This is a genomic window from Blautia sp. RTP21359st1_E11_RTP21359_211015, from assembly GCF_040910705.1.
Taxonomy (GTDB): domain Bacteria; phylum Bacillota; class Clostridia; order Lachnospirales; family Lachnospiraceae; genus Blautia_A; species Blautia_A fusiformis.
On record NZ_JBDGAB010000020.1, the window covers coordinates 5,914 to 32,052 of the forward strand.

The window sequence follows — 26,139 nt, forward strand, 5'->3', positions numbered from 1 at the left end:
CGTACCAAGATCGCTGTATGGAGCAACGATCCGGATGTAGATGCTGTGGGAGCATGCGTTGGTATGAACGGTGCACGTGTAGGTGCAGTTGTTAACGAGCTTCACGGTGAGAAGATCGATATCATCAACTGGGATGAGAACCCGGCGATCCTTATCGAGAATGCATTAAGTCCTGCAAAGGTTATCGCAGTTATGGCTGACCCGGATGAAAAGACCGCACTGGTCGTAGTTCCGGATTACCAGCTTTCCCTTGCTATCGGTAAGGAAGGACAGAACGCACGTCTTGCTGCAAGACTTACAGGCTTCAAGATCGACATCAAGAGCGAGACACAGGCAAGAGAGTCCGGTGACTTCTACGATGATTACGATGAGGAACACGAGGAAGCAGAGGAAGAAATGACAGAAGAGGCTGTTTCCGAAGAGCTTGAAGAAACAGAGGAAGATACAGAAGAGACAGAAACAGAAGCTGAAGAAACAGCAGATGGAGATGCCGAAGAATAATGAAAACGAGAACCAAGATTCCCATGCGTCAGTGTACCGGCTGCAGGGAAATGAAAAGCAAAAAGGAAATGATACGAGTTCTCAGGACATCAGAGAATGAGATCATCCTGGACGCTACAGGTAAGAAAAACGGACGCGGCGCATACCTTTGTTTCTCAGAGGAATGCCTGGAAAAGGCTATCAAAAACCATGGCCTGGAGCGTTCCTTGAAAATGGCAGTTCCGGATGAAGTGTATCAGAACCTCAAAAAGGAGTTTGGATCAATTGAAAAACAATAAGGTTTTATCACTCATCGGACTTGCGACAAAAGCAGGAAAAACAGTGAGCGGAGAATTTTCCACAGAGAAATCCGTAAAAACAGGAAAAGGTTTCCTGGCACTGGTGGCAGATGATGCCTCCGAAAACACAAAAAAGAAATTTCGGAATATGTGTACCTATTATGAAGTTCCGTTATATTTCCTTTCAGACAAAGAGAGCCTGGGCAGAGCAATGGGCAAAGAATTCCGTGCCAGCCTTGCCGTGCAGGACGAAAATTTTGCAAAGGCGATCATGAAGGCGCTGGAAAAAGAATCCGGCAGATAACCTGCATGATACAGGCGTCTGTAAGGAGGTTTGACGATAGAAATGATAAAAGATAAATTCAACAGATCGGGAAAGGAGCAATATAGACAATTGGATACTCCAAAAACAGAAGAAAAGACAACAACGGTGAATACAGAGGGTAACAAATCTGAAGCACCGAAAAAGAAAAAAAATATCATCCGTGTATTTCATGCACAGAATGCCAGCGATGGCGGTAAAGGAAGAAGAAAACCGGCAGCAGGCGAGAGAAAGGGACCGGCACGTCCACAGAACGGCGGTCAGAGAAGCGCAGGAGCAAACACAAGAAATGGTGAGTCCGGTGAGCAGAGAAACGGTCAGAGTGGTCAGAATCGTACTCAGGGCGGAAGACCGCAGGGCAACCGTCCGGAAGGAAGAAGAGACGGAAATCGTGACGGAAGAACCTTCGAGGGAAGAAGAGACGGCGGAAATCGTTTTGGCGGAAACCGTTCCCAGAATGGTGAGGGACGTCCGGCAAGACAGGGCGAGGGAAACAGAGGCACACGTCAGAATGACGGAAGAGGCGGAAGCCGTTTCGGCGGTGGAGCAAACCGTGGCCAGGGAGGTCAGGGCGGAAGCTTTGAAGGAAGAAGAGACGGAGGAAATCGTTTCGGCGGTGGAGCAAACCGTGGCCAGGGAGGCCAGGGCGGACGTTCCGAAGGCGGAAGAAGCGGAGACAACCGTTTCAGCGGAGCAAACCGTGGTGGCCAGGGCGGCGGACAGCGTCCGGGACAGAGAAGAAGCGGTGGCTCTTCAGATGCTGTATTCACTCCGGAGCTGACCAAGACATCCAAGGACAGCAAGCGTGAGCGTGACAGAGAGAATAAGAACAAGAAGAAAGAATTCGAGAAAGGTACCCAGGGCGGACGCAGACCAAATCAGGGCGGACGCAGACCGAATTCCAGAATCCCGAAAGCACTTCAGAAACCGAATCCACAGCCGAAGCAGGAAGAGAAGAAACCGGAGATCAAGGAGATCACCATTCCGGAGAAGCTTACTATCCGTGAGCTTGCGGACGCGATGAAGATGCAGCCGTCAGTGATCGTTAAGAAGCTTTTCATGGAAGGTGTCATGGTAACCGTAAACCAGGAGATCGATTTTGAAAAGGCAGAGGAGATCGCACTTGGCTTTGATATCATTGCTGAGAAGGAAGAAAAGGTGGATGTGATCGCAGAGCTCCTCAAAGAGGACGAAGAGGATGAGGATGATATGGTTCCGAGACCTCCGGTAGTCTGTGTTATGGGTCACGTTGACCATGGTAAAACATCTCTTCTGGATGCCATCCGTAATACAAACGTAACCAGAGGCGAGGCCGGCGGAATCACACAGCACATCGGTGCTTACGTGGTAAATATCAAAGGTCAGAAGATCACATTCCTGGATACACCGGGACATGAGGCGTTCACAGCTATGCGTATGCGTGGTGCCAACGCTACAGATATCGCAGTTCTGGTCGTTGCCGCAGACGATGGTGTAATGCCGCAGACAGTAGAGGCGATCAGCCATGCAAAGGCAGCCGGTGTTGAGATCATCGTTGCCATCAATAAGATCGATAAACCAAGTGCAAATGTAGAGCGTGTAAAACAGGAGCTTTCCGAGTATGAACTGATTCCTGAGGACTGGGGCGGAAGCACCATCTTTGTTCCGGTATCCGCACATACAGGAGAAGGAATTGAGAATCTTCTTGAGATGATTCTTCTTACTGCTGAGGTTTCCGAGCTCAAAGCCAATCCGAACCGTGAGGCAAGAGGTCTTGTTATTGAGGCTCAGCTTGATAAAGGTAAAGGACCGGTTGCTACCATCCTTGTTCAGAAGGGTACTCTTCATGTGGGAGACTTTATTGCCGCAGGTGCATGCAATGGTAAGGTACGTGCAATGATGGATGATAAGGGACGTCGTGTAAAAGAGGCAGGTCCGTCTACTCCGGTTGAGATCCTCGGACTTGGTGATGTTCCTAATGCAGGTGAGATCCTGATGTCCTTTGAGAGCGATAAAGAAGCCAAGAACTTTGCAGGCGCATTCGTTACAGAGAACAAGAGCCGTCTTCTCGAGGAGACCAAAGGCAAGCTTTCTCTGGATAACCTGTTTGACCAGATCCAGGCCAGCGATCTTAAGGAGCTTCCGATCATCGTCAAGGCCGATGTACAGGGATCTGTTGAGGCTGTTAAACAGAGCCTTACCAAGCTTTCCAACGAGGAAGTTATCGTTAAGGTGATCCATGGTGGTGTAGGTGCCATCAATGAGTCTGATGTCAGCCTTGCTGCAACATCCAATGCGATCATCATCGGCTTTAATGTACGTCCGGATACTACAGCAAAACAGCTTGCTGAGCAGGAGGGCGTTGACCTTCGACTTTATAAAGTCATTTATCAGGCGATCGAGGATGTAGAGGCAGCTATGAAGGGTATGCTGGATCCTGTATTCGAGGAGAAGGTTATCGGTCACGCAGAAGTTCGTCAGCTGTTCAAGGCATCCGGTGTCGGAACCATCGCAGGAAGCTATGTGCTGGATGGTACATTCCAGCGTAACTGTAAGGTTCGTATCACACGAGGTGAGGACCAGATCTTTGAGGGTGAGCTTGCATCCTTGAAGAGATTTAAGGATGATGTCAAGGAAGTTCGTGCCGGATATGAGTGCGGTCTTGTATTTAATGACTTTAATGATGTCAAAGAAGAAGATAAAGTCGAAGCATATATCATGGTAGAGGTACCAAGATAGGAGTGATTCGTAATGAGAAAAAACAGCATTAAAAATACACGTGTGAATGGTGCAGTTCAAAAAGAACTCAGCACCATCATACACAGCGAGATCAAGGACCCCAGAATTCATCCGATGACTTCTGTGACAGCTGTTGAGGTGGCACCGGATCTTAAGACCTGCAAAGCTTACATCAGTGTGCTGGGCGAGAAACAGGCCAAGGATTCCACCCTCCGGGGCTTAAAGAATGCAGAGGGCTATGTTCGGAGAGAACTGGCCAGAAGACTGAATCTCCGCAATACACCGGAGATCCGTTTTGTTCTGGATGAGTCTATTGAATATGGTGTAAATATGTCAAAGAAGATCAATGACGTAATGAGTGGGATGGAAACAGAGGAATAGGTGGAAAAAATGAAAAACATTTCAGAAATACTGGAAAATGTAAAAACCGTTGGCATTGGCGGTCACATCCGTCCGGATGGGGACTGCATTGGTTCCTGTATGGCTCTGTATCTCTATATCCGGAAATATTTTCCTGATATAGAAGCAGATGTTTATCTGGAAGACCGGAAACCTGTATTTGATTACATTGACAGAATGGATGAGGTTAAGACAGAAGCAGAAGAAGATAAGGTGTATGATCTTTTTATCACCTGTGATGTCAGCGCACTGGACAGGCTTGCTGTTGCCCGGAAATATTTCGATGCAGCAAAAAAGACAGCCTGCATTGATCATCATGTGAGCAATAACGGATTTGCGGATGTCAATCATGTAAGAGGCGAGATCAGCTCTGCCAGCGAAGTTCTTTACGGACTTCTGGATTCAGACAAGATCGATCGTTCCATTGCGGTTCCTATTTATACAGGAATGGCACATGATACCGGCGTGTTCCAGTATTCTTCCACAACACCGGAAACCATGAGGATCGCCGGAGAACTGATGAAAACAGGATTTGATTTCAGCAGGATCATCGATGAGTCCTTTTACCAGAAAACATATCTTCAGAATCAGGTCATGGGACGTGTCCTGGCAGAGAGTATTCTCCTTCAGGGCGGTAAGTGTGTGGTCGGATATCTGAAAAAACGGGAGATGGATTTCTACAGTGTGGAAGGAAAGGATCTGGAGGGAATCGTGAGCCAGCTCCGTCTGACTGCTGGTGTGGAGGTTGCGATCTTTATCTATGAGATGCAGACGCAGTTCTTTAAGGTATCTCTCCGTTCCAATGGTAAGGTGGATGTAAGCAAGATTGCCGTATTTTTCGGAGGCGGCGGACATGTGCGTGCAGCCGGCTGTGATATGCAGGGCTCCATGTACGATGTGATCAACAACCTTACCGCTGAAATTGAAAAACAGCTTGCAGAGGAGTAAAGATAAGATCATGGACGGAATACTTGTGATCCGAAAGGAAAAAGGTTATACCTCTCATGATGTTGTTGCAAAGCTGCGTGGGATTCTCCACATGAAAAAGATCGGCCATACCGGGACTCTGGATCCGGCAGCAGAGGGAGTACTTCCTGTTGCACTGGGCAAGGGGACCCGGTTGGTGGAGCTTCTTACAGAAAAAGAAAAAACATATGAGGCGGTTTTAAGGCTGGGAGTTTCCACAGATACCCAGGACATGACCGGAGCTGTTCTTTCTGAGAAACCTGTTACCGTCACGGAAGAGGAAGTCCGTGAGGCAGTGGGATCCTTTGTGGGAGAACAGCAGCAGGTTCCTCCTATGTATTCGGCCCTGAAGGTAAACGGAAAGAAGCTTTACGAACTGGCCAGAGAAGGAAAAACCATAGAGCGTAAGCCGCGCCCTGTGGTTTTTTATGAGATAAGGATACTGGATATGGAGCTTCCGCTGGTACGCATAAGCGTTACCTGTAGCAAGGGCACCTATATCCGTACACTTTGCAATGACATCGGAGAAAAATTAGGCTGCGGCGGAGCCATGGAAGAGCTGCTTCGGACCAGGTCCGGAAATTTCACTCTGGAAGAGAGCATGACACTTTCCCAGGTGGAGGAGGCGGTTGCCGATGGGACCATCGGGGAAAAGCTTGTTTCCATCGAGGATGTACTTTCCATGTATCCGGTCCTTACCTGTACACCGGAGGGAGACAGGCTTCTAAATAATGGAAACCCGCTTCCGGAGGAACTGGTACAGGGAGGCAGCAGGGAAGAAAAAGTCCGGATGTATAAAAGCAGCGGAAATTTCACAGGAATATACGGCTGGGATGAAAGAAAACAGAAATACGTACCCATCCGCATGTTTTTTGTATGACACTTTATAAAAACTTGCAGGAGCAGCAGAAGATATGGAATACTTGAAGATCGACGGAGAATTTCCGCGCCTTTCAAAGAGTGCGGTGACACTTGGAAAATTTGACGGCATACACCGTGGACACCAGAAACTGGTGGAGAAGATCCTGGAACAGAAAGAAAAAGGTCTGCAGACAGTCCTTTTTTCTCTTGGCATCGGCAGTCAGATGATCTTTACAAAAGAGGAACGATGTCAGCTTCTTGAGAAAGCAGGCGTGGATGTGCTGATCGAATGTCCGCTGGATAACCGGATCCGTCATATGAAGGCAGAAACCTTTGTTAAAGAGATCCTGGTGGGAGATCTTCAGGCGGAGCATGTTGCAGTGGGAGAAGATTTCAGGTTCGGGTATGAACGCAAGGGAACACCACAGCTTCTGGAGACTATGGGAAGGAAGCTTGGCTTTACTGTGGATGTTGTTCCGAAAGAAATGGAAGGCCGCAGAAAGATCAGCAGTACATTTATCCGTGAGGAACTGAAAAAGGGAAATATGGAAAAGGTTAATGATCTGCTGGGAATCCCCTTTTTTGTGGACGGTGTGATCGAACATGGAAGAGGAATGGGACATAAGGTCCTTCTTCCCACTACTAATATCGTTCCTGCAAAAGAAAAGCTGATGCCGCCAAATGGCGTTTATGATACAGTGTCCCATTTTAAGGACAGAACCCTTTGCGGGATCACAAACGTAGGATATAAACCAACCATAGGAGAGAAATTCCTGGGTGTTGAGACCTATCTTTTTGACTGTGAAGAGGATCTGTACGGAGAGCCCTGCAGAGTGGAATTCTTTCATTATTCCAGACCGGAGAAGCGCTTTTCGTCCATAGAAGCACTGAAGCAGCAGCTCCTGAAGGATGCAGAAAAGGGAAAGGCTTATTTCCGCAGCCTCGAAAAATAAAAACTTTCGGGAAAAACTTTTCGAAAAAACAGTTTACAGGTCAGAAACCGTGTGCTATACTGTTCGAGGTGAAAAAAGCCAGTATTCAGAAGCCGGAGACTCCGACCACTTCTTAATACCCGGCGTTTAATTAAAATTTCAAGGAGGAAACAATAATGATTTCTAAAGAAAAGAAAACAGCGATCATGAAAGAGTATGCAAGAACAGAGGGTGACACAGGTTCACCGGAGGTTCAGGTTGCAGTTCTTACAGCAAGAATCCAGGAGCTCACAGAGCATCTTAAAACACACCACAAAGATCATCATTCCAGAAGAGGTCTTCTGAAAATGGTAGGTCAGAGACGTGGCCTTCTTGCTTATCTTAAGAAAACAGACATCGAAAGATACCGTGCACTGATTGAGAAATTAGGTTTAAGAAAATAATTGCTACGGGAGGGGCGGATGATTCCATCCGCCCCATTTTAACATGTGTGATAAACACAGACGGAATTACCGCAGGAGTGATTTCCGAGACTACTGAAAAGCCCATTTCCGGTCGAGATCTTTTTCAAAGGAAGTGGTCTTTTCAGTTGTTTCGGGCTCCTGTCAGATATTAATATAATAAGAAAAGGAGAACGAATATGTACAAAAGTTATTCCATGGAACTTGCAGGAAGAACACTGACTGTAGATATCGGACGTGTAGCAAAACAGGCCAATGGTGCTGCTCTTATGCACTATGGTGATACTACAGTCCTTGCTACTGCTACCGCATCCAAAGAGCCGAGAGAAGGGATCGATTTCTTCCCGTTAAGCGTTGAGTATGAGGAGAAGATGTATGCAGTAGGAAAGATCCCGGGAGGCTTCAACAAGAGAGAGGGTAAGGCAAGCGAGCATGCAATCCTTACATCCCGTGTTATCGACCGTCCGATGCGTCCGCTGTTTCCAAAGGATTACAGAAATGACGTAACTCTGGTAGATATGGTTATGTCTGTTGATCCGGAATGCAATCCGGAGATCCCGGCTATGCTTGGTTCTTCCATTGCAACCTGTATTTCTGATATCCCATTTGACGGTCCATGCGCAACCACACAGGTTGGTATGATCGACGGCGAGTTTATCATCAACCCGACACTTGCACAGAAGGCAGTTTCTGATCTTCAGCTTACGGTTGCTTCTACAAGAGAGAAGGTTATCATGATCGAGGCCGGAGCTAATGAGATTCCGGAAGATAAGATGATCGAGGCTATCTACAAGGCTCATGAAGTGAACCAGGAGATCATCAAATTCATCGACCAGATCGTAGCAGAGTGCGGAAAAGAGAAACATTCCTACGAGTCCTGTGCAGTACCTCAGGAGCTTTTTGATGAGATCAAGAAGATCGTTCCTCCGGAAGAGATGGAGGTTGCCGTATTCTCTGACGACAAGCAGACACGTGAGAATAACATCAGCGAGATCACTGATAAGCTGAAAGAAGCTTTTGCAGACAATGAGGAATGGCTTGCCGTTCTCGGTGAGGCTGTATATCAGTACCAGAAGAAGACTGTCCGCAAGATGATCCTCAAAGATCATAAACGTCCGGATGGACGTGAGATCAGACAGATCCGCCCGCTGGCTGCAGAGACAGATATCATCCCGAGAGTTCATGGTTCTGCCATGTTCACAAGAGGACAGACTCAGATCTGTACCGTTACTACACTTGCTCCTCTTACAGAGGCACAGCGTCTTGACGGACTGGATGAGTTTGAGACATCCAAGAGATATATGCACCACTACAACTTCCCGTCCTACTCTGTAGGTGAGACCAAGCCTTCCAGAGGACCGGGACGTCGTGAGATCGGTCACGGAGCACTTGCTGAGAGAGCACTGGTACCGGTACTTCCTACAGAGGAAGAATTCCCATATGCGATCCGTACCGTATCTGAGACATTTGAGTCCAACGGCTCCACATCCCAGGCAAGTATCTGTGCATCTACCATGTCACTGATGGCTGCCGGTGTACCGATCAGAAAACCGGTTGCAGGTATTTCCTGCGGACTTGTTACAGGTGAAACAGACGATGATTACATCGTTCTTACAGATATCCAGGGCCTTGAGGACTTCTTCGGAGATATGGACTTCAAGGTAGCCGGAACACATGACGGAATCACAGCGATCCAGATGGATATCAAGATCCATGGTCTTACAAGACCGATCGTTGAGGAAGCGATCCGCAGAACAAAAGAGGCAAGAGAATATATCCTGACAGAAGTTATGGAGAAATGTATCGACAAGCCTCGTACAACTGTTGGGGAGTTTGCTCCGAAGATCATCCAGATCCAGATCGACCCGCAGAAGATCGGTGATGTAGTCGGACAGAGAGGAAAGACTATCAACACGATCATCGAGCGTACAGGTGTGAAGATCGACATCACAGATGACGGCGCAGTTTCTATTTGCGGAACAGACCAGAAGGGTATGGATGAAGCAAAACGTATGATCGAGATCATCACTACCGAGTTTGAGGCAGGACAGATCTTTACAGGACGCGTAGTCAGCATCAAAGAGTTTGGCGCATTCCTTGAGTTTGCACCGGGCAAGGAGGGAATGGTACACATTTCCAAGATCTCCAAACAGAGGATCAACCGTGTTGAGGATGTTCTTACACTTGGCGACAAAGTTAAGGTTATCTGCCTTGGCAAGGACAAGATGGGAAGAATCAGCTTCAGCATGAAGGATGTACCGGAAGAAGCATAAATGATGAGATACCACAATATTACCAAGGACGATATGTTAAACGGAGACGGACTTCGTGTAGTGCTCTGGGTAGCCGGCTGTTCACACGGCTGCCGGGAGTGCCAGAATCCCATTACCTGGGATCCGAATGGAGGTCTGCCTTTTACGGACAGCGAGCGAGCTGAGATATTTGCAGAGCTGGACAAGGATTATATCAGCGGGATCACCTTCTCGGGAGGCGATCCTCTGCATCCTTCCAATATCGCTGAGGTAACAGCTCTTGCAAGAGAGATCAGAGAGAAGTATTCGGATAAGACGATCTGGCTGTATACGGGTTCTCTCTGGGAAGAAATCCAGCAGTACGAGATCATCCATTATCTGGATGTATGCGTGGACGGGGAATTTCAGGTGGACAAGAAAGAGGTTCGTCTGAAATGGAAAGGCTCCTCAAATCAGAGGGTGATCGATGTACAGGCGTCACTTCGTGAGAACCGTGTGGTTCTGTACACGGAGTGATCAGAGGTTTTTTTGAAATTACCTATTGGGAGTGGAACGAAAAATGAAAAGAATTGCGAAATTTCACAAGGTAAGTTTTGAACAGTTTGCAAAGGACTGGAAGGATACCTTTGAACAGTATTCAGAAGAGGAGATCCGGAATATCTACGACAGTCTGAAGCTTCCGAAGAGAGCTACGACCGGAAGTGCAGGATATGATTTTTATGCACCTGTGGATGTGACCATGAAGCCAGGTGAGATCGTAAAGATACCAACCGGTATCCGTGTAGAGATGGAAGAGGGCTGGGTTCTGAAATGTTATCCGAGAAGCGGACTGGGATTTAAATTCCGGCTGCAGTTGAATAACACAGTGGGAATCATTGACAGCGATTATTTCTTTTCTGACAACGAAGGTCATATCTTTGCCAAGCTGACTAACGATACAAGAGAAGATAAAACGATCCAGATCCCGGCAGGAACCGGTTTTATGCAGGGGATCTTTGTGGAATACGGAATCACCGTGGATGACGATGCAGATGCAGTAAGAAACGGCGGCTTCGGAAGTACCACAAAATAAAACAAAAGCCCGGAAGGCGGAGGTGTGAAGACCACATACATCCGATTTTCCGGGCTTGTTTTGTGTAGTTACTGCTTTCCGATAAATGCACTGTTTAGCTGAGAGGTGCGTCTGCCTCCTCGTCTGCACGTGCTTTTTCCACGACTGCGTTAAAGGCATTTGCGGCAGCGTCGTACTCTTCATCATCTTCAATGTTTGCCAGCATCGGATCGCCGTCTGCTGTGCGGGAGAAGCTGTAGAGATAAACCTCACCGGTCTCATTCTGGCCGTTCTCATCCAGTGGGAGAAGTGCGATATATTCTTTGTTCTCTACAGGGAAAATAGTAAGGATGGCACATTCTACCTCAGTATCATCATCCATAGTCAGGGTGATGGTATGATGTGCTTCATCTACCCTGCTTTCACAGTTAGCTGTGCAGGAAGCGCAGTCGCTTGGTGCACATCCGCTTTTGTTAAATTCATCACTCATAAAAAAATCCTCCGTTCTGCTGCTGCCTGTAAATAAGAGGGCAGCTCTGCATGATATAAAGAACATTTTAACAGATATGACGTAGAACAGCAACAAAATATTTGAGAGCCTGAGAAAACTTTCAAAATATTTTTTGCTTAATCCGACAATGTGAGATATAATAAAAATATGACGAAAAAATGAGGAGAAAATATAAAAATATGAAATTTATTTCCTGGAATGTAAATGGGATCCGGGCCTGTATCACCAAGGGCTTTGAGGAACGCTTTCATGAGCTGGATGCGGATATTTTCTGTCTGCAGGAGACGAAATGCCAGCAGGGACAGGTGAAGCTGGAACTTCCCGGATATCATCAGTACTGGAACTACGCAAACCGCAGAGGCTATTCAGGTACAGCCATTTTTACGAAGAGGGAGCCATTGTCTGCGGCTTACGGGATCGGGATAGAGGAGCATGATAAAGAAGGACGTGTCATCACGCTGGAATTCGATGAGTATTATTTTGTGACTGTATATACTCCCAACTCCCAGAGCGAGCTCCGCCGTCTGGAATACCGTATGAAATGGGAAGAGGATTTTTTGGCTTATCTTCTGAAACTGCAGGAGAAGAAACCGGTGATCTGCTGTGGCGATCTTAATGTGGCACATCAGGAGATCGATCTCAAGAACCCGAAGACCAACCGCAAAAATGCAGGCTTTACGGATGAAGAGAGAGCCTGCTTTACCAGAGCTCTTGAGAGTGGCTTTATTGATACATTCCGCTATTTTTACCCGGATAAAGAGGGCGTTTACTCCTGGTGGTCCTACCGTTTCCGTGCACGAGAGAAGAACGCCGGCTGGCGTATCGACTATTTCCTTGTTTCCCCTTCCCTGAAAGAAAAGCTTCAGGATGCGAAGATCCACGGAGAGATCATGGGATCTGATCATTGCCCGGTTGAGCTGGATATTGATCTGTGACGGATCCGGTGAAACGGATTTCCATGGATTTGAATAATAAAAAGAGAAAAGGAGGAGTTGCCTTGGCAAGCCGCAGATTAGGTCGAGTGGAAAAAGGTCAGCCGCTGATACTTGGAGCCAACAGAATGGAGGGCGGTTATAATTTTGCAGTGGAGGCATCGGAGGATTCCGAAGTGTCCCTGCTTTTATATAAAAAAAGAGGAGCTGCCGCACCGGTGGAGATTGTTTTTCCAAAGGATTTCCATACAGGACGTGTGTGGGCACTGAAGCTGTGCAGTGCTTCTCTGAAGGAGTTTGAATATAATTATAAAATAGACGGTGAGATCGTGCAGGATCCGTATGCATACGGACTTCACGGGAGAGAGCATTTCGGAGTACCTTACGATCCGGAAAAGGAGGTCCGCTGTCGCTTCCTTAATGAGAATGTTTCCGGCTGGGAAAATGAAACTGCACCGGCAGTAGAATATGAAAATATGATCCTGTACAAGCTTCATGTCCGTGGTTATACGAAGCTTGCCAGAAAGATGGTTTCCCATAAGGGGACTTTTCTTGGCCTGACAGAGATGATCCCTTACTGGAAAGAACTTGGGATCAATGCCATTGAACTGATGCCTGCCTATGAATTCTGTGAGGTTCCGATCAATAAACCGAAGGAAGGTAGTGAACACATCAAGACCCGCCGAAAAGAAAATGTAGTGAATTACTGGGGCTATGCATCCGGCTTTTATTTCAGCCCGAAGAGTGCTTACTGCAGCACCAGAGAACCGGAGCAGGAATTTCGGTATATGATCCGGGAGCTGCACAAGAACGGCATTGCCTGTATCATGGAATTCTATTTTCCAGAGGAAACAGACAGCCTGATGGCTCTTCGAGCTTTGCAGTTCTGGAGAGATTTTTACCATGTAGATGGATTTCATGTGCTGGGAGAGGGCTTTAACCGGGAGATGCTTCTTCGGGATGGAATCCTTTCCGGAGCAAAACTGATCTTCCAGGGCTTTGATTTTGATCATTTTTACAGAGGAAAGCTTCCGGCCAGACGTTGCGGAGCGGAGAGCAATATGAATTTTCTCCAGGATATGCGCCGTTTTCTGAAAAGCGATGAAGGTATGGTGGAGGCTGCAGCATGGCATATCCGTCATAACAGCGAGAATCATGGAGTGATCAATTACATGGTCTGCCAGGACGGATTTACCATGAATGACCTGGTGAGCTACAATTATAAACATAACGAGGCCAATGGCGAAGGCAATCAGGACGGAAGCAGCTATAATTATTCCTGGAACTGCGGTGTGGAAGGCCCTACCCGTAAGGTTTCCGTCCGCCAGATGAGGGAACGCCAGATCAAAAATGCCTTTCTGATGATGCTGCTGAGTCAGGGTGTTCCCATGATCTATCACGGCGATGAATTCGGCAATTCCCAGAGCGGAAACAATAATGCCTACTGTCAGGATAATGCTACCGGCTGGACAGACTGGAAGGGCCTTTCCAGAAACCAGGGACTGAGGGAATTTGTAAAGGATGCCATTGTTTTTCGTAAGGCCCATCCCGTTCTTCATATGCCGGTGGAACTGAAAGGGGTAGATTATCTGACCAAGGGGTTCCCGGATGTGTCTCTTCACGGGGAACGTGCCTGGTATCTGAGCTATGAGAATACCAGCAGGCTTCTTGGTATGATGTACTACGGAGCCTATGCAAGGGAAAAAGAGGATCTGGAGGCTGCAGAGGATGATTTTATTTACATCGGCTATAATTTCCACTGGGAAAACCGGAGCCTTGCTCTGCCCAATCTCCCGGAAGGCATGTGCTGGAAAAAAATCGCAGATACCTCTCTTCACGGAACAGGATTCTGTCTGGAGGAGGAAGAAGAATATAAAAAATCAATCGAAATAGGCCCCCGCGCCATTGTGGTATTGCTGGGCAGACAGGAGGCGGAGAAAGATGCGATCATGGCACCCGTGGCTGCACTTCAGGACCATCACGAGGCATAAGCTTCTGGTGATGAAATATTGTTTTCGTATCGGGTTATATAAGCAGGGGTTGCTTCATGACCTGTCCAAATATTCCCCGACGGAATTTCTGGTAGGCTGTAAATATTATCAGGGGACAAGAAGCCCCAACAACGCAGAACGTGAGGCAACCGGCGTATCCATGTCCTGGCTGCACCATAAGGGAAGAAACAGACACCATTTTGAACATTGGGTAGACTATTCCCTTGACGGTGAGCATGTGATCATGGGAGCCAGAATGCCCAGAAAATATGTGGCGGAAATGGTCATGGACCGGATCAGTGCATCCAGAAACTATCTGGGAGAGGAATATACCTATCATGAACCATTGCAGTATTTTCTGAAAAGCAAGGAGAAGCTGTGGTTTATCCACCCACAGACAAAGAAAGAGCTGGAGGGACTTCTCCGGATCCTGGATAAATACGGAGAGGATAAGACCCTGTGGTATATCCGCAATGTATATCTATGTGATAACCGCGGAAAAAAAGTGAAAAGCCCTGGGAAAAAGCTTCGAAATCACAGATAGGGGTGTATTTTTGGCAGGTTGTCTGATATAATATTCAGATATCAGGAGGAAGAATGAATGGATACACCAACAATTGCGAAATACTATAGAGAGAAAGATCCCATGGAGCGTCTGAAGCTTCTGGAGCAGTCCATTGCAGCAGGAGAAGAACCAGAAGAAAACAGGATCCGCAAGGAACTCTGGGAGATCCGTTACAGCGATAAAGCTGAGACTGGTGATACCAGGGCAGACGGTTATCTCGGTCTTTGGATGACCATGGAGTTTAACCGGAATTCCGCTTCCAGATTCTTTGGTACAAGAAGTGCGAAGAAAGAGATAGGCAAGTATCTTAAGAAGCTGAAATTTCAGGAGCTCCAGGAAAGGGGCGGCCTTTATGAGGAGCTTCTTTACCGGGAATGCTGTCATCTGGTTCTGGTCTACATGGATCTCTGTCAGACAGATAAATCCTATAACACAACGATTTTCGGCCTGATCCACATCAAGGAGGACAGTGCGAAGGCCAAGGTCCAGAGAGACATCAGGGAAACAGCTGTGGAGCTTCCGGCTAATCTTGGAATGGAAGCTGAGCTTGGAATCATCACAAGAGCTGCCAGAGAGATCTACAGGCAGTATTATCCCAACGAAGGAAACATTTAGGAGGCCGGAGAGCTTCCGTTTCAGGCTGTCTGACTACTCAGGCAGCCTTTTGTTGCCATGCATCCGATAAAATATTCTGAGATTTTTTGAACGAAGATCCATGTCGGGTGTGAAGAGAAACATTCAGGAGGTTACTATTTTATGAATCCCAATCATCTGAACGCATATGAAGTCCTGAAGGAAGAGGAGCTTCAGGATATTCATTCAAAAGGATGGCTTCTGAGACACAAAAAAACAGGAGCCAGAGTGATGCTCATCGAGAATAGTGATGAGAATAAGGTTTTTAACATTGCATTCCGTACACCGCCGAAAAACAGCACAGGTGTTGCTCATATATTGGAACACAGCGTACTGTGCGGCTCCAGGGAATTTCCGCTTAAGGATCCTTTTGTGGAGCTGGTAAAAGGTTCTCTTAATACCTTCCTTAATGCCATGACCTATCCGGATAAGACCTGCTACCCGGTAGCAAGCTGTAATGACCGGGATTTCCAGAATCTGATGCATGTATATCTGGATGCGGTATTCTATCCGAATATTTACAAAAAAGAAGAGATCTTCCGTCAGGAAGGCTGGAACTACCATCTGGAGAAAAAAGAAGGCCCGCTGAAATACAACGGTGTCGTTTACAATGAAATGAAGGGTGCTTTTTCCTCACCGGATGATGTTCTGGAGAGAGAGATCATGAATTCGCTGTTCCCGGATACAACCTATGGCTGTGAGTCCGGCGGAGATCCTGTAAATATTCCGGATCTCAGCTATGAGGAATTTCTGGATTTCCACAGACAGTACTATCATCCGTCCAACAGCTTTATCTATCTCTACGGAAACATGGATATGGAGGAGAAGCTGGAATTTCTTGACAGCCATTATCTGTCTGCCTTTGATTCTCTTGTCATTGATTCCGAGATCCGGGATCAGGAAGCCTTTGCTCAGGTAAAGGACATCCAGAAGTCTTATCCGGTATCAGAGGATGAGGGAGAAGAGGATAACACCTATCTTTCCTACAATATGGTTGTGGGTGAAGCGGCAGATATCAACCTGAGTCTTGCTTTCGAGGTTTTGGATTATGCTCTCTTAAGCGCACCGGGTGCACCACTGAAGCAGGCACTTTTGGATGCAAAGATCGGCAAAGATATCTACGGCTCCTTTGAGGACGGTATCAAGCAGACCTATTTCTCCATTGTGGCAAAGGGAGCAAACTTAAGTCGGAAAGAGGAATTCATAAAGGTGATCCGTGACACTCTCACAAAGATCGCAGAGGAAGGCATCGACAAAAAGGCGGTAACAGCCGGAATCAATTACTATGAATTCCGTTTCCGCGAAGCAGATTTTTCTTCCTATCCGAAGGGGCTGATGTATGGCCTGGATATTTTAAGCAGCTGGCTTTATGATGATACGAAGCCGTTCTGTGAGGTGCAGCTTCTGGAGGGCTTTGAGTTCCTTAAGAAAGCCCTGGAAGAGGGATATTTTGAGGAGCTGATCCGAAAATATCTTCTGGGCAACACTCATGGTGCGATCCTTTCCCTGGTACCGGAGAAGGGCCTTGCAGCAAAGAGGGATAAGGAACTGGAAGAAAAGCTGGAGAATTACAGAAAGAGCCTTTCTGATGAAGAGCTTACCCGGATGGTAGAGAATACCAAAGCGCTGGAGGCTTATCAGGAAGCGGAGGAAGCTCCGGAAGCGCTGACCTGCATCCCCATGCTCTCCAGAGAAGACATCAAAAAAGAGATCACAGGGCTGACAAACGAGGAGCACCATGTGGAGGACAGCTTGTTTCTGTATCATGATGTGTGCACCAATGGTATCGGTTATGCGGATCTTCTTTTTGAGATCCATGACTTTGATGTTGATACAGTCCATTATCTGGGACTTCTGAAATCTGTGCTTGGTGCAGTGGATACGGAGAATTACACGTATGGCGAGCTGTTTAATGAAGTGAATGCGAGAACCGGCGGTATTGCCTATGGGATAGAGGTTTTTGATGATGCCCAGGATACCGATGCATTCCGTGCCATGTTTGCCGTAAGAGGAAAAGCGTTATATCCGGAGATGGATTTCATGTTTTCCATGATCCGGGAGGTTCTTACAACTTCGAAGCTGGATGACACCAAACGTCTCTACGAGATCATTGCCAGAGTGAGATCCAGAGCCCAGGCCAGCCTTGCAAGTGCAGGCCATTCCACCGCCGTTCTCCGTGGTGCTTCCTACGCATCTCCGATGGCGGCATTCCAGGATGAGATGGCAGGAATCGGATATTATCAGTTTATCGAAAAACTGGAGAAGGATTTTGACAGCTGCAAGGATGAGATCGTGAAAAATCTCCGTAAGGTGATGGAAGAGGTACTTCGTCCGGAGAATTTCTGTGTAAGCTATACCGGAGAGAGAGAATCTCTGGATGTAGTAAAAGCACAGGCTGCCGGGATCAAAAAAGTCTTGTTTAACGGACAGAAGCCGGAGCCTGTGAAGCAGGCCCCCTGCATAAAGAAAAACGAAGCCTTCAAGACCTCCGGCCAGGTCCAGTATGTGGCACAGAATGGAAACTTCCGCAAAAAAGGCCTGGAGTATACCGGTGCACTGGAGATCCTGAAAGTGATCTTAAGCTACGATTATCTCTGGATCAACCTTCGTGTAAAGGGTGGAGCGTATGGCTGCATGAGTGGCTTTAAGAGAAACGGAGAGAGCTTCCTGGTATCCTACCGTGACCCCCATCTAAAGAGAACCCTGGAAGTATACCAGGGAGTGCCGGATTATATCCGTGCCTTTGAGGCAGACGAGCGTGAGATGACAAAATATATCATCGGAACGATCAGCAACAAGGATGTGCCGAGAACTCCGCAGATGCAGGGAAGTATCTCAAAAACCGCATATTTCTCCAATGTTACAGAGGATATGCTCCAGAAGGAAAGAAATCAGATCCTCGGAGCGCAGAAGGAGGATATCCAGAAACTGGCAGCTCTTGTAGAAGCAGTACTTTCCGATGATCAGATCTGCGTAGTAGGAAGTGAGACTGCAATAGAGAAGGCGGAAGATGTATTCATGGAAGTGAAGCCACTGATCGGCTGAGGAGAAACAAAGCCTGCTGTCCGTTAAATGGGATAGCAGGCTGTGAAAGGATTATGAGAGGATAAAGAATGGATAATAATTTTAGATCAGGCTTTGTTGCAATCATCGGAAGACCGAATGTTGGAAAATCCACGCTGATGAACCATCTTATCGGACAGAAGATCGCCATCACATCAAACAAGCCACAGACAACCAGAAACAAGATACAGACCGTGTATACCTGTGATGAGGGACAGATCGTATTTTTGGACACACCGGGTATCCACAAGGCAAAAAATAAGCTTGGAGAATACATGGTACAGGTTGCGGAGAGAACCCTGAAGGAAGTAGATGCCATTATGTGGCTGGTGGAGCCGTCCACGTTCGTAGGTGCGGGAGAGCGCCACATTGCCGAGCAGCTGCAGAAGGTTGGAGTTCCTGTGATTCTCATCATCAACAAGATCGATACGGTAAAAAAAGAAGAGCTTCTTCCTGCGATCGATACCTACCGTAAGATCTGTGATTTTGCAGAGATCATTCCTTGCTCTGCCCTCCGCGGAAAAAACACACAGGATATCATTCCAAGTATTTTCAAATATCTTCCGTACGGACCGATGTTCTATGATGAAGATACAGTTACCGACCAGCCTCAGCGCCAGATCGCCGCAGAGATCATCCGTGAGAAGGCTCTGCATGCACTGGATGAGGAGATCCCTCACGGAATCGCCGTTGCCATTGACCGGATGAAGAAACGTCCGGGAAGAAGCAACATTATAGATATTGATGCGACCATCATCTGCGAGCGTAATTCCCACAAAGGCATCATCATCGGAAAACAGGGTGCCATGCTGAAAAAGATCGGAAGCAATGCCCGCTATGAGCTGGAGCGTATGCTGGAAGCAAAGGTAAACCTAAAGCTCTGGGTCAAGGTGACTAAGAACTGGAGAGACAGTGATTTCCTGATCAAGAACTTTGGATATGATAAGAAAGAAATCTGAAAATGAGTGATCTGATTACCGTACAGGGAGTGGTACTTTCTGCCATGCCGGTAGGGGATTATGACAAGCGGATCGTCCTTCTCACAAGAGAGAGGGGGAAGATCTCCGCTTTTGCCAAGGGAGCGAGACGGCAGAACAGTCCGTTCATGGCAGCAGCTAACCCGTTTGTATTCGGAAGCTTTACTCTTTATGAGGGAAGGACAAGCTATAATCTGAACCAGGTCAGCGTGCAACATCATTTTGTGGAGCTGGCCACCCGGCAGCCGGGGGTTTACTATGGATATTATTTTCTGGAGCTGGCAGATTATTTTGGCAAAGAGGGAACGGATGAGAAGGAGATGATGAATCTTCTCTATGTGACCATCAAAGCCATTTTGAATCCTCATATAGAAGACCGGCTGGTGCGCTGTATCTATGAACTGCGGACTATGGTGATCCAGGGCGTGATGCCGCAGCTGTTCCAGTGTGCGGGCTGCGGGAGAGAGCTTATGGAGGAAGAAACCGGAGAACTTTTTTTCTCCCAGGACGAGCATGGAATCCTGTGTGCGGACTGCAGTAGGATGGCCATGGACAGGAAACGGATCTCAGCGGCTGCCCTGTATGCCATGCGCTACATAGCCGTGTCCCCCCTGGCAAAGCTGTATACGTTTACAGTGCGGGATGATGTGCTGCGGGAACTGGAACGCCACATTTACCGGTATACGGAGCTGAATACAGACAAGCGGTTTAAAAGTCTGGAGATCCTGGAATTGATGAGATAGATCACTGCCGGCTGCGGAATAACCGTAACGATTTATTTTTCAAAAGCAGGACAGGATGCAATGCAAATGGAAATATCCTTGAAAAATCATGAGGATACTAGTATAATAAGACCAAAAATGTAAAAAAGCAGCTTTTTCCGGAGCTTTCCGGACGCATTTGGCGGAACAGCTGCAAGTCAAGAGGAGAGAAATCATGGAAAAGACAATGGAAAAGATCGTAGCTCTTGCAAAAGCCAGAGGATTTGTTTACCCGGGTTCCGAGATCTACGGCGGCCTGGCAAACACATGGGATTATGGAAATCTCGGTGTAGAGCTTAAAAATAACGTAAAACGTGCATGGTGGCAGAAATTCATTCAGGAGTCTCCGTACAATGTAGGTGTTGACTGTGCGATCCTTATGAACCCGCAGACATGGATCGCTTCCGGACATCTTGGCGGATTTTCTGATCCTCTTATGGACTGTAAAGAGTGCCACGAGCGTTTCCGTGCAGATAAGCTCATTGAGGACTTTTGTGCAGAGCATGACATTGCCATTGAGGGAAGCGTAGATGCATGGTCCCAGGAGAAGATGATGGACTTCATCAAAGAACACGAGGTAGGATGTCCGAGCTGTGGTAAACACAACTTCACAGATATCCGTCAGTTTAACCTGATGTTCAAGACATTCCAGGGTGTTACCGAAGATGCCAAGAATACTGTATATTTAAGACCGGAGACTGCACAGGGTATTTTTGTAAACTTCAAGAACGTACAGAGAACATCTCGTAAAAAGATTCCGTTTGGTATCGGCCAGATCGGTAAATCCTTCCGTAACGAGATCACACCGGGTAACTTCACATTCCGTACCCGTGAGTTCGAGCAGATGGAGCTTGAGTTCTTCTGCGAGCCGGATACAGATCTTGAGTGGTTTGCATACTGGAAGAAGTTCTGCCTTGACTGGCTGAGTGCTCTCGGACTTAAGGATGATGAGGTTCGTTACCGTGACCATGATAAGGAAGAGCTGAGCTTCTACAGCAAGGCTACCACAGATGTGGAATTCCTTTTCCCATTCGGCTGGGGTGAGCTCTGGGGAATCGCTGACAGAACAGATTATGACCTGACACAGCATCAGAATGTATCCGGCCAGGATCTCACATACTTTGATGATGAGAAGAAACAGAAATATATCCCATACGTTATCGAGCCATCACTTGGAGCAGACCGTATGGTACTTGCTTTCCTCTGCAGCGCTTACGATGAGGAAGTTCTGGATGAAGAGAAGAACGATGTCCGTACAGTCCTTCATTTCCATCCGGTACTTGCACCGGTTAAGATCGGTGTGCTTCCGCTTTCCAAGAAGCTTAACGAGGGTGCTGAGAAGATCTACCAGCAGCTTTCCAAGAAGTACAACTGTGAGTACGATGACCGTGGAAATATCGGTAAACGTTACCGCAGACAGGATGAGATCGGTACTCCGTTCTGTATCACTTATGACTTTGAGTCTGAGAATGACGGTGCAGTTACAGTCCGTGACCGTGACACTATGGAGCAGGTACGTGTGAAGATCGATGAGCTTGATGCATACTTTGCTGATAAATTTACATTTTAAGTAAATACATTTTTTAATAAAAAACCTCCGGCTATTTTCTGGCCGGAGGCTTTTTTTCAATAAGTCTGTTTTTCATCCGCCAGTTTCTTGGCGACATTCCGTATACATTTTTGAAAGCCCGGGAAAAATGCAGCTGATTGGGATATCCGACTGCATTTCCGATATCTGCGATAGACAGGGCTGTGATCTTAAGAAGTTCTGCAGCTTTGGTCATGCGATAGCTGATCAGGAATTCCTGGGGAGAACGTCCGATGGTGTCGTGGAAGATCTTACCGAAGTAGCTTCGGTTCAGGCCGCAGCAGGCTGCGATATCCTCAATGGAAATATCATTCTGGAAATTCTGTTCAATAAAAGAGAGCGCCTCCTTGATATAAAAATCACGGATACTTCCATCCTGTTTCATGCGGACAGTTTCAGTAGAGCGCATAAAGTAATCCAGAAAAAGCCAGGTATGTCCGATAAGATGAAAGGGTGATTCCTGGGAATTATGGCTGATATAAAGCATTTCCTCCATCATTTTCTGGCGGAGATCTGCAGAGTGGCTGTGATAGACCGGATGGTCCGGACTTAAACCTGCAGTTTCCACGATCTCTTTTGCCCGGAGCCCATCAAATTCCACCCAGGTGTACTCCCATGGAAAGTCGGTATCTGCAATGTAGGTGTTGATCTGACCGGGAAAAAGCATGAAACCCTGGCCGCTTTTTACCTGATAGGTGATGGTCTCTCCTGCGGAATTGTCTGCCATCAGAGTTCCGGTACCGGAGATCACATAATGAAAAATATAATGGTTTCGTGCGGCCGGGCCGAATGAATGTGCCGGAGCGCAGTGCTCCCAGCCGTATTGGTATAATCCGATATCAACAAAGTTTTCATTTGGAAAAACGGAGAAGAGAAGGTCATTCATATTTTTATCCTTTAGGCGTATGATTTTGTCTGGTTTCAGTAACATTATATATTAAAACAGCAGGGAACTTCAACATATGTATAAAAATGCAATTACAAAAACAGCCTGTAAAATATACTAAAAAGAGAAGGATAATCGATAAAACTTTGTGAGAAAATTAAGTTTCTCGAGAAACTTGTTGATTTTCGATAAATTCGGAATATACTAATTTTAGATAAAAGTAGTGATATAGGCGTAAAATATATCAAAATGCTAGATGACTTTAATGAAGACAGAGAAAAATTGCATTTTGGCATAAAACAAGAAAAACACTGCTATTTATGCAAGCATAAAGCTATGTTAAAATAGCTTTCAGAAAAAAGAAACCAGAGAATAAGTATTGGAGAACCCGGATAGCCATATCAGTTAAATGGGTGATATCCGACTTATCAAATAAAAGGAAAAGGAAGGAGCATTACAAGATGCGCAACAGAAGTAAATGGATCCTCTGTATGGGACTTGCCTTTACCATGGCAGCTTCCGTTACATTGAGCGGATGCGGCACAGGTAAAAAGGACAGCGGAAAGACAGAGATCGAACTTGTGCAGTATAAACCGGAAGCGGTTAAGGCATTTGAAAAACTGGAAGAAAAATTCAATGCCACTCATGATGATATCCATCTTACCATCGAATCACCAAACGATGCTATGACTGTATTGAAGACAAGATTTATCCGTGAGGATAATCCGGATATCATTGGAATCGGAGGCGATGTTAACTTTTCCAATTTTATTGATTCTGATATGCTGATGGATATTTCCGATTATCAGGGACTGGATTCGATCAAAGATGCATATAAAGAAATTGATAAAGCGCTGGAATTCGTTCCGGAAGACGGAGTCTATGCGGTTCCTTACGTGGCCAATGCCGCCGGAATCCTTTACAATCGTGAGCTTTTCAAGGAGCATGGCTGGCAGATCCCGACTACATGGGATGAATTTATGAGCCTTTGCCAGGAAATTCAGGATGCAGGTATCCAGCCGCTTTATTTCGGATTTAAAGATACCTGGACCTGTCTTGCACCGTGGAATTCTATTGCGGTAGATCTTGCACCAGCCGATGTATGCCGCCAGGTAAACCAGGGAAACACTACTTTTGCAAAAGAGTATAAGGAAGTAGCAGACCGTATGCTGGAGCTTATCCAGTATGGACCGGATGATCCCTTTGCCTATGATTACAATGGAGCCTGCACCGCTTTTGCAAAAGGGGAGGCTGCCATGTATCCCATCGGAAGCTATGCGATCCCACAGATCCAGAGTGTAAATCCGGATATGGATATTGATTCTTTTGTAACACCGGCAAGCAATGATCCGTCAGAAAACAAACTGAATTCCGGAGTTGACCTTCAGTTCTGTGTGATGGATGACTGTGAGAATAAGGAAGCTGCATATGAAGTGCTGGATTTCCTTCTTGAGGATGAGAATATACAGACATATCTGGATGACCAGAAGGCAGTTCCCTGTAAAGAGGGTGATTTCACACTTCCCTCTACTCTGGATGGTATGAAGGAATACATAGAAGAGGGAAGGATGGCCGACTACCAGGATCATTATTATCCTACAGAGATGGCTGTGGATGCACAGATCCAGACCTTCCTGATGAAAAAGGATAAAGATGCATTCCTGAAAAAATTTGATACAGACTGGACAAGATATAACCGTGACATTATCCGTAAAGTACAGGACTATGAGGAGAAGAACGGGGAAGGAGAGAACTGATCATGGGAAAAAAATCTATGAGTGGAAGAAAGCTGACCTTTCTTCTGATCACCATTCCGATCGTGGCATTATTTTTCTGCTTTAACACACTGCCTCTGATCAAGGGTGTGATCTACAGCTTTACGAACTTTAAAGGCTATGGAAGCTATGACTGGGTAGGACTTCGAAACTATAAGGATCTTTTTACAGACAGCCGTGTTGGCGGTTCCTATCTGTTTACCTTTAAGCTGGCCATCGTGGCAACTATCGTAACGAATGTACTCAGCCTGATCCTGGCACTTGGACTGAACAGCAAGATCCGTTTCAAGAGTGCAATGCGTGGAGCTTATTTTATTCCTAATGTACTTGGCGCACTGGTCGTAGGATATATTTTCAATTATTTCTTTACATATATCCTGCCTGCATTCGGAAAGATGGTCGGAAATAAAACATTGTCTTCCAGCATGCTTTCCAGTACGAGCTTGGCATGGGTTGCCATCGTGATCGTGTGTGCATGGCAGTCCATTGCAATGAATACGATCATCTACATTTCCGGTCTTCAGACAGTGCCGGAGGATGTATACGAGGCAGGCGCTATTGATGGTGCTACCGGATTCAGCAAGTTCCGTTACCTGACATTCCCGCTGATCGTTCCGTTTTTCAGCATCAACATGGTTCTCTGTGTGAAAAACTTCCTGATGGTATTTGATCAGATCATGGCTTTGACAAAGGGTGGTCCTGCACAGAGTACAGAATCCATTTCCTATCTGATCTATAACAATGGTATGAGTGGCGGTCAGTTTGGATTCCAGAGTGCCAATGCGGTTATATTCTTTATTGTGATCGTGATCATTTCTGCAGTGCAGTTGACTATCACAGGGAAAAAGGAGGAGCAGCTGTAATGAAAACGAAAGTAAGAGAAAAAGCGAACTGGCCGGTAACGATCCTTCTGATCCTTGGCCTTATCACAGTGGTATTTCCGCTTTATATGACAATTGTGATCGCATTCAAGCAGCCGACAGAGATGACCAACAGTGTAGCCGGGATCCTGTCTCTGCCAGAGAAATTCAGTCTTGCCAATTTCAGGGAAGCTATGGAGGTAACAGACTTCTGGCATTCTCTTGGAAACAGTGTATTGATCACTGTGATCACAGTGGTTCTTGCTATTGTAATTCATTCACTTTTAGGTTATGCTATAGCCAGAAACAAGAGAAGTAAATTTTATAAATTTATCTATCTCTATGTAGTGAGCGGTATGTTTGTTCCGTTTGCTATCCTGATGATGCCGCTTGTAAAGCAGACTGCTGAGATGGGCCTTGATAACAAAGTCGGTGTGATCATTCTTTACACGGTATTTTATATGCCTATGAACGTGCTTCTTTATTCCGGATATCTGACAAACATTCCAATGGCCCTTGAGGAGGCTGCCTGTGTGGATGGAGCCAGCACCTGGAAAACATATTGGAAGATCATCTTTCCGATCATGAAGCCGATGCATGCCACAGTGGCAGTTCTGACAGCACTTGGAACCTGGAATGATGTTATGACTCCATTGGTTATCATGTCCGGATCTACGGGTGGAACCACATTGCCTCTGGCACAGCTGAATTTCCAGACTCAGTTCGGAACAAACTATAACCTTGCGTTTGCCTCTTATCTGCTGGCACTGCTTCCGATCCTTCTGTTTTATCTGATCTGCCAGAAGCACATTTTAAATGGTGTTGTAAACGGTGCCGTAAAATAAAAACACAAGAA

The 26,139-nt window shown here is 46.5% G+C and carries 24 protein-coding genes and 1 pseudogene; 23 read left to right on the top strand and 2 right to left on the bottom strand.

From position 1 onward, the window contains the following. The 12 genes and pseudogenes from AB5026_RS08875 to AB5026_RS08930 form a co-directional block, all read left to right on the top strand. A pseudogene (locus tag AB5026_RS08875) lies at nt 1–501 on the top strand (transcription termination/antitermination protein NusA); the annotation flags it as partial. Continuing rightward, nucleotides 501–779, top strand: coding sequence for an RNase P modulator RnpM (locus tag AB5026_RS08880; RefSeq protein WP_015525795.1), 279 nt, complete (start codon nt 501–503; stop codon nt 777–779). The pseudogene AB5026_RS08875 and the gene AB5026_RS08880, both read left to right, overlap by 1 nt. After that, nucleotides 766–1,083 carry a ribosomal L7Ae/L30e/S12e/Gadd45 family protein gene (locus tag AB5026_RS08885; RefSeq protein ID WP_021650310.1) on the top strand — a complete coding sequence of 106 codons (318 nt, stop codon included), beginning with the start codon at nt 766–768 and terminating at the stop codon, nt 1,081–1,083. The genes AB5026_RS08880 and AB5026_RS08885 overlap by 14 nt, the downstream gene beginning before the upstream one ends. A 42-nt stretch (nt 1,084–1,125) precedes the next feature. Beyond that, entirely contained in the window at nt 1,126–3,819 is a 2,694-nt protein-coding gene (infB, locus tag AB5026_RS08890) for a translation initiation factor IF-2 (protein WP_256163589.1), read from the top strand. Between the two features lie 12 nt (nt 3,820–3,831). After that, entirely contained in the window at nt 3,832–4,200 is a 369-nt protein-coding gene (gene rbfA, locus AB5026_RS08895; RefSeq protein WP_015525797.1) for a 30S ribosome-binding factor RbfA, read from the top strand. A gap of 9 nt (nt 4,201–4,209) precedes the next feature. Next, complete coding sequence (locus tag AB5026_RS08900) at nt 4,210–5,166, top strand: bifunctional oligoribonuclease/PAP phosphatase NrnA (protein ID WP_110102007.1); 957 nt, start codon at nt 4,210–4,212, stop codon at nt 5,164–5,166. A gap of 10 nt (nt 5,167–5,176) precedes the next feature. After that, nucleotides 5,177–6,064, top strand: a complete 888-nt coding sequence (gene truB, locus AB5026_RS08905) for a tRNA pseudouridine(55) synthase TruB (RefSeq protein WP_114001444.1) — start codon at nt 5,177–5,179, stop codon at nt 6,062–6,064. A 34-nt stretch (nt 6,065–6,098) separates the two neighbouring features. Further along, the gene (locus AB5026_RS08910) at nt 6,099–6,998 is read left to right on the top strand and encodes a bifunctional riboflavin kinase/FAD synthetase (RefSeq protein WP_015525800.1); all 900 of its coding nucleotides are present in this window, start codon (nt 6,099–6,101) and stop codon (nt 6,996–6,998) included. A 155-nt stretch (nt 6,999–7,153) separates the two neighbouring features. Next, nucleotides 7,154–7,420, top strand: a complete 267-nt coding sequence (gene rpsO / locus AB5026_RS08915; protein WP_015525801.1) for a 30S ribosomal protein S15 — start codon at nt 7,154–7,156, stop codon at nt 7,418–7,420. Between the two features lie 197 nt (nt 7,421–7,617). Next, nucleotides 7,618–9,711, top strand: a complete 2,094-nt coding sequence (locus tag AB5026_RS08920; RefSeq protein ID WP_015525802.1) for a polyribonucleotide nucleotidyltransferase — start codon at nt 7,618–7,620, stop codon at nt 9,709–9,711. Nucleotides 9,712–9,714: 3 nt separating this feature from the next. Then, a complete protein-coding gene (nrdG, locus tag AB5026_RS08925; protein ID WP_256163597.1) occupies nt 9,715–10,206 on the top strand; it encodes an anaerobic ribonucleoside-triphosphate reductase activating protein in 492 nt (163 codons plus the stop codon). A 43-nt stretch (nt 10,207–10,249) separates the two neighbouring features. Continuing rightward, nucleotides 10,250–10,762, top strand: coding sequence for a deoxyuridine 5'-triphosphate nucleotidohydrolase (locus AB5026_RS08930; RefSeq protein WP_015525804.1), 513 nt, complete (start codon nt 10,250–10,252; stop codon nt 10,760–10,762). A gap of 94 nt (nt 10,763–10,856) precedes the next feature. On the opposite strand, the gene AB5026_RS08935 is transcribed toward AB5026_RS08930, so the two are convergent. Beyond that, entirely contained in the window at nt 10,857–11,231 is a 375-nt protein-coding gene (locus tag AB5026_RS08935) for a DUF1292 domain-containing protein (RefSeq protein WP_021977112.1), read from the bottom strand. 200 nt (nt 11,232–11,431) lie between these two features. Here AB5026_RS08935 and AB5026_RS08940 point away from each other — a divergent pair, with 200 nt between their 5' ends. The 8 genes from AB5026_RS08940 (at nt 11,432) to AB5026_RS08975 (ending at nt 21,744) form a co-directional block, all read left to right on the top strand. After that, nucleotides 11,432–12,187: an exodeoxyribonuclease III gene (locus AB5026_RS08940; RefSeq protein WP_015525806.1), complete on the top strand. Its 756-nt coding sequence runs from the start codon at nt 11,432–11,434 to the stop codon at nt 12,185–12,187. A 62-nt stretch (nt 12,188–12,249) separates the two neighbouring features. Further along, nucleotides 12,250–14,175, top strand: a complete 1,926-nt coding sequence (locus AB5026_RS08945) for a hypothetical protein (protein WP_022426622.1) — start codon at nt 12,250–12,252, stop codon at nt 14,173–14,175. Beyond that, nucleotides 14,126–14,719 carry a DUF5662 family protein gene (locus AB5026_RS08950; protein WP_021977109.1) on the top strand — a complete coding sequence of 198 codons (594 nt, stop codon included), beginning with the start codon at nt 14,126–14,128 and terminating at the stop codon, nt 14,717–14,719. Before AB5026_RS08945 ends, AB5026_RS08950 begins: the two co-directional genes overlap by 50 nt. Before the next feature lie 57 nt (nt 14,720–14,776). Beyond that, a complete protein-coding gene (locus AB5026_RS08955) occupies nt 14,777–15,355 on the top strand; it encodes a DUF6553 family protein (RefSeq protein WP_015525807.1) in 579 nt (192 codons plus the stop codon). 141 nt (nt 15,356–15,496) lie between these two features. Next, nucleotides 15,497–18,418 (top strand): insulinase family protein, encoded by a 2,922-nt coding sequence (locus AB5026_RS08960; protein WP_092069361.1) that lies wholly within the window; start codon nt 15,497–15,499, stop codon nt 18,416–18,418. A gap of 68 nt (nt 18,419–18,486) precedes the next feature. Then, entirely contained in the window at nt 18,487–19,395 is a 909-nt protein-coding gene (era, locus tag AB5026_RS08965; protein WP_015525809.1) for a GTPase Era, read from the top strand. Between the two features lie 2 nt (nt 19,396–19,397). After that, on the top strand, nt 19,398–20,156 hold the full coding sequence (gene recO / locus AB5026_RS08970; protein ID WP_092069364.1) for a DNA repair protein RecO: 759 nt from the start codon (nt 19,398–19,400) through the stop codon (nt 20,154–20,156). Between the two features lie 193 nt (nt 20,157–20,349). Beyond that, complete coding sequence (locus tag AB5026_RS08975; RefSeq protein ID WP_092069375.1) at nt 20,350–21,744, top strand: glycine--tRNA ligase; 1,395 nt, start codon at nt 20,350–20,352, stop codon at nt 21,742–21,744. Between the two features lie 31 nt (nt 21,745–21,775). Here AB5026_RS08975 and AB5026_RS08980 read toward each other — a convergent pair whose 3' ends face one another. Next, nucleotides 21,776–22,648, bottom strand: a complete 873-nt coding sequence (locus tag AB5026_RS08980) for an AraC family transcriptional regulator (RefSeq protein WP_022426301.1) — start codon at nt 22,646–22,648, stop codon at nt 21,776–21,778. Between the two features lie 461 nt (nt 22,649–23,109). Here AB5026_RS08980 and AB5026_RS08985 point away from each other — a divergent pair, with 461 nt between their 5' ends. Genes AB5026_RS08985 through AB5026_RS08995 form a run of 3 tightly spaced genes read left to right on the top strand, consistent with a single transcriptional unit; the run spans nt 23,110 to nt 26,128 of the window. Beyond that, on the top strand, nt 23,110–24,405 hold the full coding sequence (locus AB5026_RS08985) for an ABC transporter substrate-binding protein (protein WP_015525814.1): 1,296 nt from the start codon (nt 23,110–23,112) through the stop codon (nt 24,403–24,405). A 2-nt stretch (nt 24,406–24,407) separates the two neighbouring features. Then, nucleotides 24,408–25,286 carry a carbohydrate ABC transporter permease gene (locus AB5026_RS08990; RefSeq protein ID WP_110102000.1) on the top strand — a complete coding sequence of 293 codons (879 nt, stop codon included), beginning with the start codon at nt 24,408–24,410 and terminating at the stop codon, nt 25,284–25,286. Then, nucleotides 25,286–26,128, top strand: a complete 843-nt coding sequence (locus AB5026_RS08995) for a carbohydrate ABC transporter permease (RefSeq protein WP_015525816.1) — start codon at nt 25,286–25,288, stop codon at nt 26,126–26,128. The genes AB5026_RS08990 and AB5026_RS08995 overlap by 1 nt, the downstream gene beginning before the upstream one ends. The last annotated feature ends 11 nt before the right edge of the window (nt 26,129–26,139 follow it).

Excerpts from the sequence above, each read along its gene's own strand:
- AB5026_RS08880 (WP_015525795.1), top strand. The coding sequence starts at position 501 with ATGAAAACGAGAACCAAGATTCCCATGCGTCAGTGTACCGGCTGCAGG.
- infB (WP_256163589.1), top strand. The coding sequence starts at position 1,126 with ATGATAAAAGATAAATTCAACAGATCGGGAAAGGAGCAATATAGACAA.
- rbfA (WP_015525797.1), top strand. The coding sequence starts at position 3,832 with ATGAGAAAAAACAGCATTAAAAATACACGTGTGAATGGTGCAGTTCAA.
- AB5026_RS08900 (WP_110102007.1), top strand. The coding sequence starts at position 4,210 with ATGAAAAACATTTCAGAAATACTGGAAAATGTAAAAACCGTTGGCATT.
- truB (WP_114001444.1), top strand. The coding sequence starts at position 5,177 with ATGGACGGAATACTTGTGATCCGAAAGGAAAAAGGTTATACCTCTCAT.
- AB5026_RS08910 (WP_015525800.1), top strand. The coding sequence starts at position 6,099 with ATGGAATACTTGAAGATCGACGGAGAATTTCCGCGCCTTTCAAAGAGT.
- rpsO (WP_015525801.1), top strand. The coding sequence starts at position 7,154 with ATGATTTCTAAAGAAAAGAAAACAGCGATCATGAAAGAGTATGCAAGA.
- AB5026_RS08920 (WP_015525802.1), top strand. The coding sequence starts at position 7,618 with ATGTACAAAAGTTATTCCATGGAACTTGCAGGAAGAACACTGACTGTA.
- nrdG (WP_256163597.1), top strand. The coding sequence starts at position 9,715 with ATGAGATACCACAATATTACCAAGGACGATATGTTAAACGGAGACGGA.
- AB5026_RS08930 (WP_015525804.1), top strand. The coding sequence starts at position 10,250 with ATGAAAAGAATTGCGAAATTTCACAAGGTAAGTTTTGAACAGTTTGCA.
- AB5026_RS08935 (WP_021977112.1), bottom strand. The coding sequence starts at position 11,231 with ATGAGTGATGAATTTAACAAAAGCGGATGTGCACCAAGCGACTGCGCT.
- AB5026_RS08940 (WP_015525806.1), top strand. The coding sequence starts at position 11,432 with ATGAAATTTATTTCCTGGAATGTAAATGGGATCCGGGCCTGTATCACC.
- AB5026_RS08950 (WP_021977109.1), top strand. The coding sequence starts at position 14,126 with ATGCGATCATGGCACCCGTGGCTGCACTTCAGGACCATCACGAGGCAT.
- AB5026_RS08955 (WP_015525807.1), top strand. The coding sequence starts at position 14,777 with ATGGATACACCAACAATTGCGAAATACTATAGAGAGAAAGATCCCATG.
- AB5026_RS08960 (WP_092069361.1), top strand. The coding sequence starts at position 15,497 with ATGAATCCCAATCATCTGAACGCATATGAAGTCCTGAAGGAAGAGGAG.
- era (WP_015525809.1), top strand. The coding sequence starts at position 18,487 with ATGGATAATAATTTTAGATCAGGCTTTGTTGCAATCATCGGAAGACCG.
- recO (WP_092069364.1), top strand. The coding sequence starts at position 19,398 with ATGAGTGATCTGATTACCGTACAGGGAGTGGTACTTTCTGCCATGCCG.
- AB5026_RS08975 (WP_092069375.1), top strand. The coding sequence starts at position 20,350 with ATGGAAAAGACAATGGAAAAGATCGTAGCTCTTGCAAAAGCCAGAGGA.
- AB5026_RS08980 (WP_022426301.1), bottom strand. The coding sequence starts at position 22,648 with ATGAATGACCTTCTCTTCTCCGTTTTTCCAAATGAAAACTTTGTTGAT.
- AB5026_RS08985 (WP_015525814.1), top strand. The coding sequence starts at position 23,110 with ATGCGCAACAGAAGTAAATGGATCCTCTGTATGGGACTTGCCTTTACC.
- AB5026_RS08990 (WP_110102000.1), top strand. The coding sequence starts at position 24,408 with ATGGGAAAAAAATCTATGAGTGGAAGAAAGCTGACCTTTCTTCTGATC.
- AB5026_RS08995 (WP_015525816.1), top strand. The coding sequence starts at position 25,286 with ATGAAAACGAAAGTAAGAGAAAAAGCGAACTGGCCGGTAACGATCCTT.